Raw genomic sequence first — 18,361 nt, 5'->3', positions numbered from 1 at the left:
CGGGATGGTTATTGTCTGAGAATATAATTAATTAATTTGAGATAACCATGAAAACTGTAAAAAAACTTCCTTTAGCTATGGCGGTTATTGCCGCACTTTGCCCTCTTTCCTCTGTAATGGCACAAGAATTTACTCAGGAACAAATCGACGCCATTGTGGCCAAAGCCGTCGATAAAGCACTGGCGGATCGTCAGGCCAAAATGGACGCTGCTGCCGCGAAGAAAGTGGATCTGGAAACCAACCCGCAAACCGCGGCGGCGACGCCGGATATGGCGGTACCGTTCGGCCTGAAGTTCAGCGGCTACGCGCGCTACGGCGCGCATTTCCAGGCGGGCGATCAGAAATACGTCGGCGTGGACGGCTCTTATAACGGCGCCTCGGCGATCGGTCGTCTGGGTAACGAAGGCAACGGCGGCGAATTCCAGCTCACCAAGGCCTTCAAGAGCGAAAAAGGCGCGATCTGGGACATCAACGTGATGTTCGACCACTGGAGCGACGAAGTGAACCTGAAAAAGGCCTACGTCGGCGTGACCAACGTGCTGGAATCCAACCCGAACGCCTATATCTGGGCCGGTCGTGACTTCCACCAGCGTCCGCAACAGGGTATCAACGACTACTTCTGGATGAACCACGACGGTCAGGGCGCCGGGGTGAAAAACTTTGACGTCGGCGGCGTGCAGTTCGACGTGGCCACGGTGGCTCAGGTGAAATCCTGTAGCCCGGAAGTGATGGCCGATGAGTCGAACCCGTCGCGCATCACCTGTACCGGTAACTCCGATACCGGTGACGACGGCCACTACGCGCTGACCACCAAAACCCACAACATCAAAGCGGGCCCGATCGATGTTGAGGTGTACGCCAACTACGGCTTCGACTCCAAAGCGGTGGATAACGACAAGCAGCTCGATGCCTGGCAGGGCGGCCTGCTGTTAAGCCATACCAACAGCGATGACAGCGGCGTGAACAAGGTTATCCTGCGCTACTCGGATAACTCGGATAACAGCGTGTTCAACAAAACCGACGGTCTGACCGCTATCTACGCTAGCTTCGAGGGTAACTACAAGTTCACCCAGCAGGCGCAGGTGGAATACCTGCTGGCGTTCCACGACTACGACAACAGCAAAGACAACACCGACAACCGTAAAAACTACGGCGCGATTGTGCGTCCGATGTACTTCTGGAACGACGTGCACTCCACCTGGCTGGAAGCGGGTTACCAGCGTGTTGATTACGACAAAGGCGGTGACAACCACGGCTGGAAGCTGACGCTGTCGCAGAACATCGCGATCGGCATGGGCCCGGAATTCCGCCCGATGCTGCGCTTCTACGTGACCGGCGGTCAGGTTGATAACAAGCGTACGGCGAAGGTGAACGGTACCGACGACCAGCAGCTGGATTCACTGAACTTCGGCGGTATGTTCGAGGCGTGGTTCTAAGGGTCGAACGACATTGATGCCGGGTGGCGGCGATGCCCTACCCGGCCTACCGTTTTATTTCTGCCCCAACCGTTTTGCAATGCGCTCCAGCTTCATCATCAGCAGCAGCGTAATGGCCACCAGCACAATGGTCAGCGCCGCGCCGTCGGCGATATTTCCACGGTCGGTCAGGCTAAAGATAGCCACCGGCAGCGTCGTCCAGCCCGGCGGATAAATCATCATCGTCGCGCCCAACTCCCCCATGGAGAGCGATAAACTCAGCGCCAGCGCTGACACCATCCACGGCATCAATAACGGCAACGTCACGTGACGCAGACGATACCAGGGCGATGCCCCCAGACTCGACGCGACGTTTTCAATATCGACGGAAATGCGCGCCAGTCCGGTCGACACGTTACTGAAGGTAAAGGCGGAAATCAGCACAAAGTGCGCTGTCAGCACAATCCACAGGGTGCCGTTCATTTGCAATGGCCCCTGGCTGAAAGCAACCAGAATGCCCAGGCCCACGGACACTGACGGAATCGCACTCGGCAGATAGAACACCATACTTAACCATTTCTGCGTTTTCACCCCATATTGACGCAGCGCCAGCGCCGCCCAAACGCCGCAAAGCAGCGCAAACAGGCTGGCGCAAAAGCCAATCGTGAGGCTGGCAAGTAGGGCATCCCATGCCGCACCGTGCAGAGCGTTAACAAAGTGGTTCAGCGTGAAGCCACTCGGCAGAATACCGTTCCACTGCTGGCTAAGGCTGGACATCAGAATCACCGCCAGCGGCAGGAAAAAAAACACGATAAACAGTGCGCTAGCCACAACGCCCGCCGCTGCGCGTCCTTTCGGTGACCAAATTAGCATGGCTAGCTCCTTACGCCGGTACGCGATGCCGCCAGGCGATAGAGGGAGAACAGCCCCAGCGACAAGACAATGTTAATCAACGCAATCATGCAGGCGACCGTATAGTCGGACTCCAGAATCGCTTTGCTATAAACCATCATCGGCAGGGTGTTAACCCCTTTCGCGCCAATAAACAGTACGATGCCGAACTCGTTAGTGGTCAACAGCAGGCACAGGCTGCCGCCAGCCATCAGCGCCGGTAGCGCCGCCGGGAAAATCACCTGCCCAATCACCCGTAAAGGGTGAGCCCCCAGAATGCTGGCCGCCTCTAGCTGGCTTTTATCAATTTGCCGCAGCGCGGCCATCAGCGGCCGCATCACCAGCGGAGTGAACACCGTGATCTCCGCCAGAATGACGCCCTGCATCGAGTAGAGAAAATCCACCGGCGGTAGCTCAAAGGCAAACAGGCTCATCAGCGTACCGTTGAGCAGACCCGCAGACCCATAAATAAAGGTGAACGCCAGCGTAATCAGGAAGGTCGGCAGCGCAATAAAAGTATCGACGACCCGACCAATCAACTCGCTGCCGGGGAAAGGAATAAACACCAGAATCAGCGACATCACGCTGCCCAGCAGCAGGCAACCGGCGGTGGCGAAAAAGGCGATTTGCAACGTGTTCAGCAACGCGCCGACAAAGCGTTTCGAGTCGACCACCTGCCAGAAGGTCTCGAGCCCGATCTCGCCATTGGCGCCGCGTAGCGCCTGTTCAACGATGAGTGACAGAGGCCAGAAAAACAGCATCGCCAGCACCAGCAACGGGAGCAGCAGCCACAGCAGCGGGCGTAGGTTAATCGCCGGTTTTTCCAGGGGTAAAATGAGTGACATGGTTATACCTCAATCAGGACCGCATCATCCGGTTCAAACCACAGCGCCAGCTTGTCGCCAACGCGCGGCAGCGGATTGACATGCGTCAACACCATCCGCACCGTTTCGCCAGCAACGTCACACAGCAGATGGGTTAAATCGCCCTGCCAATGCACCGATTGCAGTGTGGCGTTGAAGCGGTTGCTGTAAGCCGAACGCGGCGTCAGGCTGAGGTGCTGAGGACGAATGCACAGCAGTTTGTTGTAGCCGTGGTGGCTGCCCTGGCTGAACGCGCGAATCACCGCACCGCCGCAGCTGACGTCCACCAGCCCCGGAACCTCCGCTATCCCCAGCGCGGTGGCGGAGAGAATATTGGCGCGGCCTAAGAATTCGGCGGCAAAACGATTGGGCGGATGCTGATATAGCGCGCGGGTTTCGCCATGAGCAATCAGCGAGCCATCTTTCATAATGCCGATTTTATCGGCCAGGGTGAGCGCTTCCGTTTGATCGTGGGTGACGTAGAGAATAGTGAGTTCCGGCAGCTCACGGTGAAGACGGGCGATTTCTTCCACCATATTATGGCGAATCTGTGCGTCCAGCGCTGACAGTGGTTCATCCAGCAACAGCACGCGCGGGCGCACGGCAATCGCGCGGGCGATGGCCACGCGTTGCTGCTGGCCGCCGGAAAGTTGATGCGGATAGCGGGTGGCGTAATCACTCATGCCAACCGTTTTCAGCGCCTGCGTGACACGCTCATTCATTAGCGCCTTCGGCTGCTTCTGCGCACGCAGGCCAAAAGCGACGTTGTCTTCCACTTTCAGATGCGGGAATAATGCGTAGTTCTGCACCACCATCGCCAGCCCGCGTTTGTAGGGTGGCTGGTGGGTGACGTCCGTATCGCCAATCAGAATACGACCGCCAGCAGGTTGCACAAAGCCCGCCACCGCACGCAGCACCGTCGTTTTTCCGGATCCTGATGGGCCAATCAGCGCCAGCACTTCGCCAGGTTCAATCGTCAAAGAGAGCGGTTTAAGCACCACGTTGCCGTGATACGCAACACGCAGCGAGTCGAGGACTATCCCCGATGTCCCCTGCGATGCAGGGGCGTGAACGGCGGTCGTTTTCATCAGCATCAGGCTTACTCGCTTTCGGTCACTTTGTGCCAACGGCTAATATCTGCCGACAGCGAAACGGCTACATCATCCCAGTTTGGCTGCCAGCTCTGCACGCCTTCCAACGCGGCAGTGGCGGCCTTGTAATGTTCGTCGCCCGGCGTCACGTCGCTGCGTACCGGCATTCCCCAGGAGAGTTCGCTGACGCGAGTCTGCGCTTCTTTACTCAGCAGGAAGTTAATCAGCTTTTTACCATTTTCACTCTGCGGCGCCCCCTGGACCAAGCCAATGACATAAGGGATGGCCAGCGCGCTGCGCTCGCCTTTGTCGTTGGCCGGCCAGAAGATTTTCACGTTCGGGTTACGTTCCATCTGCGCGAGGTTCATTTGCAGGTCGCCGTTAGCGACGTAGATTTCACCTTTATTGACCAGCGCGGTTAGCTTACCGGTAGAGGCAGATGGCCCGACGTTATTGGCCTGCAGCTTGCCGAGATACGCAAAACCGGCCTCCTTGCTGCCGAAGCTGTGGAAAGCCTGCAGCATCACCGCCGTGCCGTCAGCGGCCTGACCTGGCGTGGAGTACTGGAGTTTATTTTTGAATTTACCGTCAAGCAGATCCTGCCAGCTCGCCGGGGCCGTTTTCAGCAGCTTGCCGTTGTAGATAAAGCTCAGATAGTTCTTTACCAGCGGTGAATAAAGGTTGTTGGCATCGGGGATAGCCTCTGCGGCATCGGTGTTAAAGGTCGCCAGCAGCTTTTCGGCGGCGGCGCGCTGAATGAATGGCGGTGCGGTAACCAGCACATCGGCCTGCGGATTCGTGCGCTCTTTTGCCAGACGTTCCACTACCACGCCACCACCGCCTTCAACATAGCGTACGGTAATGCCGGTCGCTTTGGTGAATGCGTCAAACTGCACCTGATACCAGCTGTTATCGCCATCGTGCAGCCCGTCGATCGAGTACACCGTGACCACCGATTCCGCCCATGACGGGGCGCTGGCAAGAGCGAAGACAGACAGCAGAGCAAGTCGGGAAAGTTTCATCGTAATAGCCTCATAGCGTACGTTGCATTTTCTGGCCTATACCAGATTTGCTTTTACGCTAAACGGCTTATGTGACAAAACGATGAAAGAGGAATAAATCAGTCCACGCCGGATGACGCTGCGCTTATCCGGATAGCGGTGAGACGAGACGATTGGAAGGCCGGATAAGGCCCGCAGCCAACATCCGGCGCACCGGCTAGTGGGTATCCACCTCAATGCGCAGGCTGTCGTGACGCCAGTATTCGATATCCAGATCCAGCACTCGCCCGTATTGGTCGTAGTTCAGACGGCGCAGCAACAGCGCCGGGCGCCCTTCCATAACGCCCAGCGCCTGTGCGGCCTGCGCAGGCATGGCGGTGGGGTAGAACGACAGATGCATGCTGGTATAGACAAGGTTGTAGCGCGACTCGTATACCTCGGTCAGGCTGCCGTTGAGATCGTACTGCAGCAGCTCAGGCACGCGGGCGGGCAAACAATGGTTTTCGCAGTAGCACACGGCGCGGCCATCTGCGTAACGCAGACGGGTCAGCAGATAGATTTGATCAAACGGCTGGAGCTGGAGCGGCTCCATGACCTCGACAGGCACGGTCGTTAACGCGCCGCTCAGTAGCGCGGTTTTTGGCTCCCGCCCCTGCTCGCGGCATAGCTTATGGAAGTTGGTGTTCTGGGTCGGATCCAGCCACAGGCGTTCCGGCGTAACGAACCAACCGCGACGATCGGCGCGCCAGATAAGCCCGCTGGACTCCAGCTGCGCCAGGCTTTCGCGAAGGGTAATGCGCGTGGTGTTGAAAATCGCGCACAGTTCGCGTTCAGAGGGCAGCTTATCACCGCTTTTCAACGCACCGCTCTGAATACGCGCCTGAAGCTGCGCCTTGATCAACTGGTACTGCGGGATATCGCCAGGGATAGATTTCATGCTTACTCGCTTCCGTTTTGTCTGCCGCCATTATACAGGCAGAGATGAATTTTTTGTTGCAGCGCGATTTTCCCTTTGACCCGCCGCGGCAAAGATCGTCATGATAAATGCAATCTGGTATAGACCAAAGGTAAATAACATGACTTCGCGTAACTATCTGCTGCTGACTCCTGGCCCGCTGACCACCTCTCGCACCGTGAAAGAAGCGATGCTGTTCGATAGCTGTACCTGGGATGATGATTACAATATCGGCGTGGTGGAACAGATCCGCCAGCAGCTGACCGCACTGGCAACCGCCGCCGAAGGCTACACCTCCGTACTGCTGCAAGGCAGCGGCAGCTATGCTGTGGAAGCCGTACTGGGCAGCGCATTGGGTCCGCAGGATAAGGTGCTGATCGTCAGCAACGGGGCATACGGCGCACGTATGGTCGAGATGGCCGCCCTGATGGGTATCGCCCATCACGCTTACGACTGCGGCGAAGTTGCGCGCCCGGACGTGCAGGCGATCGACGCGATCCTCAACGCCGACCCGACGATCAGCCATATCGCCATGGTGCATAGCGAAACGACCACCGGGATGCTCAACCCGATTGATGAGGTGGGCGCGCTGGCACATCGCTATGGCAAAACCTACATTGTTGACGCCATGAGCAGCTTCGGCGGCATCCCCATGGATATTGCAGCATTACACATCGACTATCTGATCAGCTCCGCCAATAAATGCATTCAGGGCGTGCCGGGTTTTGCCTTCGTGATTGCCCGCGAGCAAAAACTGGCCGCGTGCAAAGGGCGTTCCCGCTCGCTGTCGTTAGATCTCTACGCCCAGTGGCGCTGCATGGAGGATAACCACGGCAAATGGCGTTTTACTTCGCCCACACATACCGTCCTGGCGTTTGCCCAGGCGCTGAAAGAGCTGGCGGAAGAAGGTGGCGTGGCGGCACGTCATCAACGCTATCAGCAAAATCAGCGCAGCCTGGTGGCCGGAATGCGGGCGCTGGGCTTTAACACACTGCTGGATGACGAACTTCACTCGCCCATTATCACCGCCTTTTATTCACCGGAGGACCCGCAGTATCGCTTTAGCGAATTTTATCGCCGCCTGAAGGAGCAGGGCTTTGTTATCTATCCAGGCAAAGTGTCGCAAAGCGACTGCTTCCGCATCGGCAACATTGGCGAAGTATATGCCGCCGATATCACTGCCCTACTGACCGCCATTCGTACCGCCATGTACTGGACGAAATAAGGAACCATAATGAACCGTATTCACGCTGTTATTCTCGACTGGGCGGGCACCACCGTCGATTTTGGCTCCTTCGCGCCAACGCAAATTTTCGTCGAGGCGTTCCGTCAGGCATTTGATGTGGAAATCACCCTCGCCGAGGCACGCGTGCCAATGGGGCTGGGTAAATGGCAACACATTGAAGCGCTGGGAAAATTACCTGCTGTTGACGCGCGCTGGCAGGCAAAGTTTGACCGCGCCATGAGCACAGCTGATATTGATGCCATCTACGCCGCCTTCATGCCCCTACAGATTGCTAAAGTTGTTGATTTTTCTTCTCCTATTGCCGGAGTTATCGACACGATCGCGGCGCTACGAGCCGAGGGCATCAAGATAGGTTCCTGCTCCGGTTACCCACGAGCGGTGATGGAGCGCCTGGTCCCCGCTGCCGCCGAGCATGGCTATCGTCCGGATCATTGGGTGGCAACGGACGACCTGGCCGCGGGTGGTCGCCCGGGGCCGTGGATGGCGCTGCAAAACGTGATTGCGCTGGGCATTGATGCGGTGGCGCACTGCGTGAAGGTAGATGATGCCGCGCCGGGCATCAGCGAGGGGCTTAACGCGGGTATGTGGACGGTGGGTCTGGCGGTATCGGGTAACGAATTCGGCGCAACATGGGACGCCTATCAGACAATGTCGAAAGAGGACATTGCGACTCGCCGCGAGCACGCGGCCAGCAAGCTGTACGCCGCCGGGGCGCATTACGTGGTGGATTCACTGGCGGATTTACCCGGGGTGATTGCACATATTAATGCGCGTCTGGCGCAGGGCGAACGCCCGTAAAATAACAGCCGGATGGCGCTACGCTTATCCGGCCTCAACGCCGTAGGCCGGATAAGGTGTTTACGCCGTCGTCCGGCAGCGGCGTTATTGGATCCTCACCTTCACCGTCACCAGCACCGCGGTCAGCAGCATCAGCGCGCCTGAAATCATTAACGGTGAGGTCAGCCCCAGACGATCCAGTGCCAGTCCGCCAATCGCCGCGCCACAGGTATTCGCCAGTTGAATGACGGCCACCTGAATCGAACCGGCTTTTTCCGCCTGATCGGCCAGTGAGCGGGTAATCCACGTCGACCAGCCTACAGGTACCAGTGCAAACGCTAGCCCCCAGATAATCGCAATGCCTGCGGACACCACTTTCTCGCCGCCCCACATCGTGAGCACCAGCGCGCAGACGGCCAGTACCAACGGCGCGCCGGCCAGCGCCAGTTTGACCGAGCGCTTAAGGATAACGGAGGAGAACGACGTACCGATAAAGCTGGCGATACCGAAGCTCAGCAGCACCAGCGTCAGGCCGTCAACATCAAAGCCCGCCAGATTCATATAGACAGGGCGAATATAGGTAAAGAAGGCGAACTGCCCGGCGAAGGACATGAAGATGGCAATCATCCCGGCCATCACGCCGGGGCGCTGTAGCAGGCTAAACATGTTTTGCTTGTGATGCGCAGGTTCGCCCGGCAGCGACGGCAACGCCCTCACCACCCAAACGATACACAGCAGCCCCATCACCGCCGCCGCATTAAACACGTTGCGCCAGCCGATGATGCCGCCCAAAAAGCTCCCTAACGGCGCGGCAATCACCAGCGCGATGGACACCGCGCCAAAGATCACCGACAGCGCTTTCGGTACCGTACGGGCGGGAACCAGACGCATGGTCAGCGATGCTGACATCGCCCAGAAGCCACCCAGCGCCAGCCCCAGACAGGCACGCCCCAACAGCAGCAACGTGAACGAACTAGCAAACGACACCAGCAGGCAGGAGAGCGTCAGCAGAACGGAAAACAGAATCACCACGTAGCGACGGTTAGTCGCGCCAATGGCCTGGGTAATAAACAGGCTGGAGAACATGGCGACAAACGCGGTTACCGTCACCGACTGCCCGGCGACGCCTTCGGAAATGCCCAGATCCTGCGCCATCGGCGTGAGCAGGCTGACCGGTAAAAACTCTACGGTAATCAGGCAGGCGACGCAAAATGCTACGGCAAAAACCGCCGACCAGTTGGGCCGCGCAACGACGTCAGCGCGGGTTTTTTCTTCACGATATTCACTCATTTTGTTACCTGCGGAGGATGTCTTTGCGGAAAAGACACGCAGTGTAACATCTTAAGTGTGACGTATTTAACGTTTTAGCAACTGTTTACCGAATAGCCATGTTGGCCTATTCAACAAACATCAAAGATGAAACGCCACTCTCTTTCCAGTGGGCAAGGTCACATCAATGCTTATCTCTCCCCCCAACGCAGTAACATAACGTTTTAACGTTGAGAGACGGGGATCGTTGTCTGCTTGCTCCATTTTCGCTACGGTAGGCTGTTTCACCCCCATTGCCGCAGCCAGCTCTGCTTGAGACATGTTCAGCTCTTCCCTTAATCGATTTAAGGCAATCGTCTGACGCATCTCTTCAACTTTTTTAGCGATACGCTTCTGACTTTCCGGGCTCTGTTTAGCTATTAACTCTTTAAGGGTCGCCATTATCATTCCTTACTTGTTAAGGTGCTTACGGTACTCGGAATCAGCAAGTTTAATCATCTCTTTGTAGAATCTCTTTTCGTTTAGCCCTGTTTTGCCACCGGCACATAACACGATGCCGCAACGGGAAGGATCAAACGCAAAGAAAGCCCGAAAGGGACTCCCCTGATGCTGCACGCGGAGCTCTTTCATATTCGAAAAAGCAGAGTTGTTCACCGAGTCCGCAAATGGGCGGCCTAGCTGTGGCCCATATTCTGATAAAATCACCATCGCAGCGAGCATATCTTCCTTGAGTGCCTCGGTTTGCTACGCGAACCAACTGTCGAAAACATCCGTTGTTTCCACCTCCCACATTAGCGATCCCTCATAGCAAATAAGCTATAAATAAATTATAGCCTATTTGCTATTAGATCAATTGAATTCTCACGCCCAGCAGCAATAAAAAATATAATCACCAATATTGGCATCAATGCAGCCAGTGGACGCCGTTTTCATCGTGGAACAGCGCGTTGTAGCGATGCTGGAAAGCATTTAGCTCGCTAAGCTCCGGCTCCAGTTCGCGCAGGAAGCTGAGCGCCAGGCGCACCTGGGCGTCGGTGATGGGCGCGGCGAGACGGGCTTTTTGCAGCCGCCGATGCCAGGTGAGCATATTGGATTCACTGCCGTCGACGATGCACACCTGCCAGATCAGCAGCATCTGCGCCGCATTCTGCAAATGGGCTTCGTTAGGGCGCTCCAGATAACGTAAAAACTCTTCGCCCTGCGCTTTCCCTAGCTGGTCGATCATCGACTCTACCGGTTCTGGCGTGATCGCCAGTCGTTCGCTGAGACGGCGTATAGCCCGTCGAGAACTCGAGGTCAGGATCCGAAATCCGACAACAAATACCACCGCCAGGGTGGCCAGAATTAACCAGATCATGCACGCTCTCACTTAGGCTAAACCCGGACATGATAATGGGATTTTGCGTGCTGTCGATAATCGGGCATACCATAATGTGCGTTAGCTCGATGAAAGCAGATCTCAGAGCCCAGGCATAAAAAAGCCCGGTGCAGAACCGGGCAAACGTTACCAAACACACTTACGCCATTTTTAACTGCTGAATCTTTTTCTCGCGGCGAATTTTACGTTCTTCGAAGATAGCGACGATGGCCATCAGGCAGATACAGCCGATGGCGGCGGTATCCAGCGCGGCGAAGGTGCCCGCCCAGCCGGTAAGACCGAAAATCGGCGTGCCGTCGGCAATCATCCCGAGCCCCAGCTTGGCGAAGCTGTCGCCAATCAGGTAGGCGAAGGTGCCTTTAATCCCGTCGGCCGCGCCGATCGCTTTTTTCGGCACAAATCCGACGGCGGCAACGCCGATTAACAACTGCGGGCCAAACACCAGGAAGCCGAGCGCAAACAGCGAAGCCAGATAGACGTACTGGTTGCTGGCGTGCTGGTAAACACCCAGCGTCGCGATGATGAGTGCCAGCGCCACGCAGGCCACCAGCGCACGACGACCGTTAGCGAGATCGGAGAGCCAGCCCCACAGCAGCGTGCCGACCAGCGCACCCACTTCAAACAGGGTGAAGCCCTGAATTGCCACCTCTTTGGAGAGTTTTAGCTCCTGGAAGGCGTAGACGGTGGACCACTGGTCGATACCGATACGCACCACGTACAGGAAGATGTTCGAGAAACATAGCAGCCAGATAACTTTGTTTTTCAGCACGTACTCAACAAAGATCTGCCATTTGGTCATCTCGTTTTCTTCGGTCTCTTTGTCCTCTTCGCTGATCTCCTCGCCGAACAACTCTTCGGCTTTACCGAGGCCATAAGATTCCGGGGAGTCGCTGCCGTAGCGCAGGCCGATAAAACCGACAATCAGGGCAATAATCGACGGGAAGATAAACATACCGATGACGTGGCCATCGAACAGGTAATTCGCGCCGAACAGCGCGACGCCCGCCGCACCCGCACCGCCGAGGTTGTGGGAAATATTCCACATGCCGAGGTAGGAACCGCGCTTACGGCGTGGCGTCCACTTGGTGATGGTGGAATAGCTGCACGAGCCGCCGGTGCTCTGGAAGAAACCGCTCAGCGCGTAGAAGGCGATCATCAGGAACAGGCTGGTTGACCCCGCGCCCATGCTGGCGCTGAAGCCGAGCATACAGATGGCGGAGAGGATCAGCATAAACGGCAGGAACTGCTTGGTATTTTTGCCGTCCGCGTAGTAGGAAACCACGGTTTTACCCACGCCATAGGTGATGGAGAAGCCGAGGCCAATCATCCCCAGCTGCGTCATGCTCAGCCCGTAGGTGGAGATCATGTCGTTCTGCGCGATGTTGAAGTTCTTGCGGATCAAGTACATGGTCAGATAGCCGATAAAGACCACCAGATAGGACTGCATGAACGGTTTGAACCACATTTTGCGCCGCACATCGAGCGGCAGATCCAGGGTCGGCTTGCGCACCTGGTTTAAGAAGGCCAGCATGGGTATCTCCTGATTTTTATACCTGCGTGATGGCCGGTATTGTAAAAATCAGCAAGGCGGCTGGCCTGAGACAGCGTCCAGGTGAAACCGGGAAAATTTCTTAGTTTTACGTCGTTTGGCTAAGAAAGGTGAAGCAGGTCACGCTTCGCGCGGTGCCTGAGCGTTTAAAAACGGCAGCAACAGCAGTGCGGAAATCCCCGCCGCGATGGCGATCACCACAAAGAATCCGCTCCAGTGCCAGACTTCCATCACCTTCGCCAGCGGCCAGCCGGAGAGAGACGCGCCGAGGTAGGCAAACAGCCCGACGAATCCGGTTGCCGCGCCCGCCGCCTCTTTGTGCGAGCACTCCGCCGCCGCCATGCCAATCAGCATCTGCGGGCCAAAGACGAAGAAGCCGGTGGTGAAGAAGCACGCCGCCTGCATCACGTAGCTGGCGAATGGCATCAACCACAGCGAGCCCACGGAGAGCAAAATTCCGGCGGCGAAAATCAGGTTCATCGGCCCACGATTGCCGTTGAATAGCTTGTCCGAGCCCCAACCTGCAACCAGCGCGCCGATAAACCCGCCCAGTTCAAACATGGTGACGGCGGTGTTGGCGGTGACCAAATCGACGCCGAGCGTCTCCGACATATACAGATTGCCCCAGTCGTTGATCGCCGCGCGTACCACGTACACCAGCACATAGCACAGAGACAACAGCCAGATATATGGATTGAGCAACACATATTTGGTGAGGATCTCTTTACGAGTTAACCCCGCGCCCTCCTGCTGCTGGGCAATTTCCAGCTCATCGTGCCGCCAGTCGCCAATCGGCGGCAGACCAATCGCCTGCGGCCTGTCGCGCAGCCGCCAGCAAAGAAAAACGCCCACCACGATCGCCAGCGTACCGGCAATCATCATCCCGGCGCGCCAGCCGTAATGCAGCGCTGCCGCCGCCATGACGATCGGAATCAGCGCGCCGCCGACGTTGTGCGCGGTGTTCCAGATTGCCCACCAGCCGCCGCGCTCGTTGCGCGAATACCACGCGGTGAGCAGGCGGGCGCACACCGGCGCGCCCCAGCCCTGGAAGAAGGCGTTCAGCGCCCACAGTACGGCAAAGGCCCAGACCGAGGTTGAGAAGCCGAACAGGATGTTAACCACGCCGGTGGCGATAAGCCCAATGCCCATAAAATAGCGGGCGTTGGAGCGATCGCTAACAATGCCGGAGACAAATTTCGACAGCCCGTAGGTGATGTAAAACAGCGTCGCCAGCAGGCCAATATCGCTGCGGGTCAGCACGCCGCTGGTGATAATTTCCGGCACCGCGGCGTTAAAGCTTTTGCGCGTGAAATAAAACAGCGCGTAGCCGAGCCAGATAGTCAGCAGGATATGCCGCCGCCAGTAACGGTAGCGGGCGTCCACTTCCTGCTTGTCGGTGATAAGCGGCGCGCTGGCCGGAGCTTTTAAAAACTGAAACATGGCCGTTCCTTAGGCGTAGCGCTGGGGCAGCGACACGCTGACGCGCGTACCGTGCATACAGGAAATCGTGAGTGAACCGCCGAGCGCCGTCACCCGCTCGCGCATCCCGGTGAGGCCGAAACCCTGCTGGTTCGACCCCGGCGGCAGGCCGCTGCCGTCGTCTTCCATCACCAGCATCAACCGCTCACCCTGCTGCCAGCCCTGGAGCGTCACCGCGCTGGCATTGGCGTGCTTCACAATGTTGTTCAGCCCTTCCTGACAAACGCGAAACAGCGTCACGCGCTGGCTTTCGCTCAGCAATGACTCATCAATTCGCCAGTCAAGGTGGCTGACGATACCGCGACTTTCCAGCTCCATTTCGCGCATCAATGAACGGATGGCCTGTTCCAGCGTGAGATCGTCCAACTGGCGCGGTCGCAGGCGACCCAGCAGGCGGCGCACCGAATCGTACACGCCCAGAGACAACTGCTCGATATGCGCCCCGCTTTGCTTAACGCCCGCGTTCTCGGGGGCCAGGCGCTGTACGATACCCGCCTGCGTACGAATGGCGGTGATGGTCTGGCCGATATCGTCGTGCAGCTCACGCGCGACGTCGCGGCGCACGCTCTCTTCGGTCTCCAGCAGACGTTCCGCCAGCCGATGATTACGCGCCAGCTCGTTTTGCAGCGACTGGTTAAGCTCACGCAGCCGCTGAATACCCGCGCCGAGCAGCAGTCCGGTCAGGCTTTGCACCAGCAGCGAGAGCAGTAAATCGACCGGGTGATCGTGCCAGGTCTGGCTGGCAATCAGCGCGATGGCGTTCATCAACGTCGCAATCAGCGCGCCTTGCCAGCCGTAGTGCCAGGCGAGCGCAATAATCGGTAAAGCGAGACAAAACGGCGTAAAGCGCGAAAGCTCAGCGGGCAAACCGAGCTGTAGCCACAGACTCACGATAAACAGCAGCAGATACCAGACCAGGTGTCGCCCGCGCCAGTTTACCGGCTGTGACACCAGCGCCGGGCCGAGCGGCAGCCAGGTGGTGCTGGTGAGGTAGTGCCAGAACACCAGGCAGATTGGCGCCAGCGTTAATCCGCCGGTCAGGGTCAGTAACAGCGCATTCCAGGCTTCCTCCCCCTGCCCCAACCACGGCAGCGATTGCAGCAGCGCCGCCGCCGTCAGCGCTGCGCCCTGCAACAGCAACGTGCGCCAGTCGCGTTGATGGCGGTATCGCGAAATCAGCATCACCGGGAGTAGCGTGAGGGCGCTTCCGATCATCAAAAGTGGCAAATGGGCCAGCGCCACCTCCTGCGCCAGCCAGCACATCAACAGCCATTCCGCACCCAGCAGCACCGGCCAGTAGCCGCGCGGGCATTGCAGCATTAATCCCAGACGCAGGCCAAACGGAAACAGCAGAACTGCCAGCTCCGGGCGTTCGACCAGATGCAGGCTGATGCTCCACAGGCAAAACCACGCGGCGGAAAAGATAAAGAAACAGGCAACAACGGTAATCAACCGGGAGAAAAGTGCGTTCATTGCCAGCCGTCAAACATCCGGCGCGCCAGTTCAACATCGTTGCTGACGTTCAGCTTTTCCATCAGGTTGGCGCGATGAACGTGCACCGTTTTCGGCGACAGCCCCAGCTCGGCGGCAATCTCTTTCACCGCCATCCCCTGCGCCAGCTTCTCCGCCACCTGACGCTCACGTTTGGTCAACGGATCCTGACGCCCGGCCGCCAGCTTGACGGCGATGTCCGGCGTCAAATAGCAACCGCCGGTCGCCACGGTATGCACCGCCGCAATCAGTTCATCCGGGCTACAGCGTTTTGAAAGAAAGCCACGCGCGCCTGCGTTGAGCGCCTGCTCGACCAGTGCCGGGCTGTCGTGGACGGAGAGCATGATGATCGCCATCCCTTTTGGCAGTTGGCTGAGTAGCTCCAGGCCCGAGATATCGGGCATCGAGATATCGCAAATACACACCTGCACGCCGCGCCCCGGTAAACCGGCCAGCGCCTCGCGCCCGGAGCCAAATTCCGCCACAACCTGCAAATCAGCTTCCAGCCCCAGCAGTTGGGCAAAGCCGGAGCGGACGATAGTGTGGTCGTCGATAAGGGCGATGGTGATCATGGGTTTGTCCTGGGGCCGGGAAACGCCTGATGGCGCTGCGCTTATCAGGCCTACGGGCAGGTAGGCCGGATAAGGCATTTATGCCGCCATCCGGCAAAAGCGCTTACCTTAACGATAAGCGCTCTACCGTTCAAGTCTTGAGCGAACTACTCGAAGAAGACGGAGATTTTATTAAACATCGACGGATCGGACTGGTTGCGGGCCACTTTCACCACATCTTCCAGTTTGTCGATCTGGCTCATCATCTGCTCAAGGCGCTGGTCGTCATTCACCAATAGCCAGATCCGGCTATGGTCGCTGCCGTGGATCGGCAGACAGAGAATGCCCTCCACGTTAAACGCACGGCGGGCAAATAGCCCGCAGACGTGAGTCATTACGCCAGGGTGGTTGCGCACGGTAAGCTCCAGAATAACGTTGTCATGAGTTTGTTTTTGCATGGCTTATTCCCCCACCATTTCGCTATTCGCCGCACCCGGCGGAACCATCGGATACACTTTTTCTTCCGCGTCGATACGCACGTGGATCAGCGCCGGGCCAGGGCGGTTGATAATCGCCTGCAGCGCCGCCTGCGGATCCGCTTCGTTGTTCAAATCGCAGGTTTCAAGGCCGAAACCGGCGGCAATTTGCATAAAGTTAATCATGCCCGGATAGGTGGCGGCAAATACCCCCTGCTTGTAGAACAGGCTCTGCTGCTGATGCACCAGCCCCAGCGCCTGGTTGTTCATCAGGATAATCTTCACGTCGAGCTGGTTTTCCGCCGCCGTCGCCATCTCCTGGATGTTCATCATCAGGCTGCCGTCGCCGGAAAAGCACAGCACCTTCTTGTCCGGGTTCGCCAGCGCCGCGCCAATCGCCGCAGGCAGACCGAAGCCCATGGTTCCCAGGCCGCCGGAGGTCAGCCACTGGCGTGGACGGTTCAGCGGGTAGGCCTGTGCCGCCCACATCTGATGCTGACCCACGTCGGTGGTGATGATCGCGTTGTCGTCTACGCAGGCGGCTACAGCGTTGATCAGGCCGTAATGGCTGAGCGGGTCGCCGGCTTGCGGAATCGCCCCCGGGAACTCTTGTTGCAGCTCGGCGACTTTACCGCGCCACTCGGTACGCGGCTGCGCGTCAATCTGCGGCAGCAGCTGCGCCAGAACGTCATCCACATCCGCCTGAATCGCCACGTGCGCCTGCTTGATTTTGCCCAGCTCGGCGCGGTCGATATCCACGTGAATAATTTTCGCGTTCGGGCAGAACTCCGCCACTTTACCCGTCGCCCGGTCATCAAAACGTGCACCTAAAACCACCAGCAAATCAGATTGTTGCAGAATAAAGTTGGTGCTGCGCGCGCCGTGCATGCCCAGCATGCCTAACGACAGCGGGTGCGCTTTCGGCAGCATGCCCAGCGCCATCAGGGTCATGGTGGTTGGCAGGTTGGCTTTCTCGGCCAGTTCGCGTACGCGTTCCGGAGCGTTAATCACCCCGCCGCCCAGATAAAGCACCGGACGCTGCGCGGCGTTAATCATCGCCGCCGCTTCGCTGACGCTCCCGGCGCTGAATTCCGGCGTGGCGGCGCGGCCGCCCGGTTCCGGCAGCTCGCTGATGTCGATTTCGGCAGTCTGCACATCCTTAGGAATGTCTATCCACACCGGGCCAGGGCGACCCGACTGCGCAATCCGGAAGGCATCAGCAATAACCTGCGGTAATTCATTGATGTTGCGGACTAAGTAGTTGTGTTTGGTGATGGGGATAGAGATACCGTAGGTGTCGACTTCCTGGAACGCGTCGGTACCGATTAACGAGGAGGCCACCTGGCCGGTGATACACACCAGCGGAATAGAGTCGAGGCGCGCATCGGCAATCGCGGTCACCAGGTTGGTGGCGCCGGGGCCGCTACAGGCCATACACACCGCCGGTTTACCCTGGGTGCGCGCCATGCCCTGGGCAATAAAGCCCGCGCCCTGCTCGTGTCGCGCCAGAATATGACGGATTTGCGTGCTCTGGCTTAACGCGTCATACAGCGGAAGCACCGTGCCACCGGGGATGCCGGTCACCATGGTGATACCCTGACGCTCCAGTAAATGAACGATTAACTGCGCGCCCGTAAACCGGGTCGGTTGTGATGTTGTGCCCGAACTTGCCATGCTCCAGTCCTTTTATTCTGGGCCGACCATCCGGGAAGGGGCTAGAAACTAAAAACCCCGCCCGGTTTGCGCCGGCGGGGTTTGGAATCGTGTGTGTTCCTGACCCTACGGCGCATTGCCGACGACCACCACCACACGCACGACGACCACCGCGGCTGGTAGCGCGGTTTTTAGTAGGGTCGAAGTCATCATGGATGGAGTCATTCAGGGTCTGTCTCATCATTCGTTAAGTGAATTTATACAAACACAGCTTTT

At 57.9% G+C, this 18,361-nt stretch carries 18 protein-coding genes and 1 pseudogene; 3 read left to right on the top strand and 16 right to left on the bottom strand.

Going from position 1 to position 18,361, the window contains the following annotated elements; genetic code table 11:
- Positions 1 to 47: 47 nt before the first annotated feature.
- The gene (locus ABTW00_RS00255) at positions 48 to 1,436 is read left to right on the top strand and encodes a carbohydrate porin (RefSeq protein WP_271447503.1); all 1,389 of its coding nucleotides are present in this window, start codon (positions 48 to 50) and stop codon (positions 1,434 to 1,436) included.
- Positions 1,437 to 1,490: 54 nt separating this feature from the next.
- Here the strand turns inward: ABTW00_RS00255 and phnV are convergent, their stop codons facing one another.
- The 5 genes from phnV to phnR form a co-directional block, all read right to left on the bottom strand.
- Positions 1,491 to 2,288 (bottom strand): 2-aminoethylphosphonate ABC transport system, membrane component PhnV, encoded by a 798-nt coding sequence (phnV, locus tag ABTW00_RS00250; RefSeq protein WP_433638019.1) that lies wholly within the window; start codon positions 2,286 to 2,288, stop codon positions 1,491 to 1,493.
- 2 nt (positions 2,289 to 2,290) lie between these two features.
- Complete coding sequence (phnU, locus tag ABTW00_RS00245) at positions 2,291 to 3,151, bottom strand: 2-aminoethylphosphonate ABC transporter permease subunit (RefSeq protein WP_433638017.1); 861 nt, start codon at positions 3,149 to 3,151, stop codon at positions 2,291 to 2,293.
- A 2-nt stretch (positions 3,152 to 3,153) separates the two neighbouring features.
- Positions 3,154 to 4,263, bottom strand: a complete 1,110-nt coding sequence (gene phnT / locus ABTW00_RS00240) for a 2-aminoethylphosphonate ABC transport system ATP-binding subunit PhnT (RefSeq protein ID WP_433638015.1) — start codon at positions 4,261 to 4,263, stop codon at positions 3,154 to 3,156.
- A gap of 5 nt (positions 4,264 to 4,268) precedes the next feature.
- On the bottom strand, positions 4,269 to 5,282 hold the full coding sequence (gene phnS, locus ABTW00_RS00235; protein WP_433638012.1) for a 2-aminoethylphosphonate ABC transporter substrate-binding protein: 1,014 nt from the start codon (positions 5,280 to 5,282) through the stop codon (positions 4,269 to 4,271).
- A 196-nt stretch (positions 5,283 to 5,478) separates the two neighbouring features.
- Positions 5,479 to 6,198 carry a phosphonate utilization transcriptional regulator PhnR gene (phnR, locus tag ABTW00_RS00230; protein WP_433638009.1) on the bottom strand — a complete coding sequence of 240 codons (720 nt, stop codon included), beginning with the start codon at positions 6,196 to 6,198 and terminating at the stop codon, positions 5,479 to 5,481.
- A gap of 139 nt (positions 6,199 to 6,337) precedes the next feature.
- Here phnR and phnW point away from each other — a divergent pair, with 139 nt between their 5' ends.
- Positions 6,338 to 7,441, top strand: coding sequence for a 2-aminoethylphosphonate--pyruvate transaminase (phnW, locus tag ABTW00_RS00225; RefSeq protein ID WP_065357381.1), 1,104 nt, complete (start codon positions 6,338 to 6,340; stop codon positions 7,439 to 7,441).
- A gap of 9 nt (positions 7,442 to 7,450) precedes the next feature.
- Entirely contained in the window at positions 7,451 to 8,260 is an 810-nt protein-coding gene (gene phnX / locus ABTW00_RS00220) for a phosphonoacetaldehyde hydrolase (protein WP_433638005.1), read from the top strand.
- Positions 8,261 to 8,344: 84 nt separating this feature from the next.
- Here the strand turns inward: phnX and nepI are convergent, their stop codons facing one another.
- The 11 genes and pseudogenes from nepI to ivbL form a co-directional block, all read right to left on the bottom strand.
- On the bottom strand, positions 8,345 to 9,529 hold the full coding sequence (gene nepI, locus ABTW00_RS00215) for a purine ribonucleoside efflux pump NepI (protein WP_433638003.1): 1,185 nt from the start codon (positions 9,527 to 9,529) through the stop codon (positions 8,345 to 8,347).
- A 120-nt stretch (positions 9,530 to 9,649) separates the two neighbouring features.
- The gene (locus ABTW00_RS00210; RefSeq protein ID WP_433638001.1) at positions 9,650 to 9,949 is read right to left on the bottom strand and encodes a helix-turn-helix domain-containing protein; all 300 of its coding nucleotides are present in this window, start codon (positions 9,947 to 9,949) and stop codon (positions 9,650 to 9,652) included.
- 9 nt (positions 9,950 to 9,958) lie between these two features.
- A pseudogene (locus ABTW00_RS00205) lies at positions 9,959 to 10,300 on the bottom strand (type II toxin-antitoxin system RelE/ParE family toxin).
- Between the two features lie 112 nt (positions 10,301 to 10,412).
- The gene (locus ABTW00_RS00200) at positions 10,413 to 10,865 is read right to left on the bottom strand and encodes a DUF1198 family protein (RefSeq protein WP_065357377.1); all 453 of its coding nucleotides are present in this window, start codon (positions 10,863 to 10,865) and stop codon (positions 10,413 to 10,415) included.
- 160 nt (positions 10,866 to 11,025) lie between these two features.
- A complete protein-coding gene (gene uhpT, locus ABTW00_RS00195; protein WP_065357376.1) occupies positions 11,026 to 12,417 on the bottom strand; it encodes a hexose-6-phosphate:phosphate antiporter in 1,392 nt (463 codons plus the stop codon).
- A gap of 138 nt (positions 12,418 to 12,555) precedes the next feature.
- A complete protein-coding gene (locus ABTW00_RS00190) occupies positions 12,556 to 13,875 on the bottom strand; it encodes an MFS transporter (protein ID WP_065357375.1) in 1,320 nt (439 codons plus the stop codon).
- A 9-nt stretch (positions 13,876 to 13,884) separates the two neighbouring features.
- Positions 13,885 to 15,387, bottom strand: coding sequence for a signal transduction histidine-protein kinase/phosphatase UhpB (uhpB, locus tag ABTW00_RS00185; protein WP_433637998.1), 1,503 nt, complete (start codon positions 15,385 to 15,387; stop codon positions 13,885 to 13,887).
- Complete coding sequence (gene uhpA / locus ABTW00_RS00180) at positions 15,384 to 15,977, bottom strand: transcriptional regulator UhpA (protein ID WP_038635664.1); 594 nt, start codon at positions 15,975 to 15,977, stop codon at positions 15,384 to 15,386. Before uhpA ends, uhpB begins: the two co-directional genes overlap by 4 nt.
- Positions 15,978 to 16,123: 146 nt before the next feature.
- Positions 16,124 to 16,414 (bottom strand): acetolactate synthase small subunit, encoded by a 291-nt coding sequence (gene ilvN / locus ABTW00_RS00175; protein ID WP_065357373.1) that lies wholly within the window; start codon positions 16,412 to 16,414, stop codon positions 16,124 to 16,126.
- Between the two features lie 3 nt (positions 16,415 to 16,417).
- A complete protein-coding gene (gene ilvB, locus ABTW00_RS00170; RefSeq protein ID WP_433637995.1) occupies positions 16,418 to 18,106 on the bottom strand; it encodes an acetolactate synthase large subunit in 1,689 nt (562 codons plus the stop codon).
- Between the two features lie 105 nt (positions 18,107 to 18,211).
- Positions 18,212 to 18,310 (bottom strand): ilvB operon leader peptide IvbL, encoded by a 99-nt coding sequence (gene ivbL, locus ABTW00_RS00165; RefSeq protein WP_072277096.1) that lies wholly within the window; start codon positions 18,308 to 18,310, stop codon positions 18,212 to 18,214.
- Positions 18,311 to 18,361 lie beyond the last annotated feature (51 nt).

The organism is Kluyvera georgiana (assembly GCF_050990895.1).
Lineage (GTDB): Bacteria > Pseudomonadota > Gammaproteobacteria > Enterobacterales > Enterobacteriaceae > Kluyvera > Kluyvera georgiana.
This window is presented reverse-complemented; position numbering and strand designations above follow the sequence as displayed.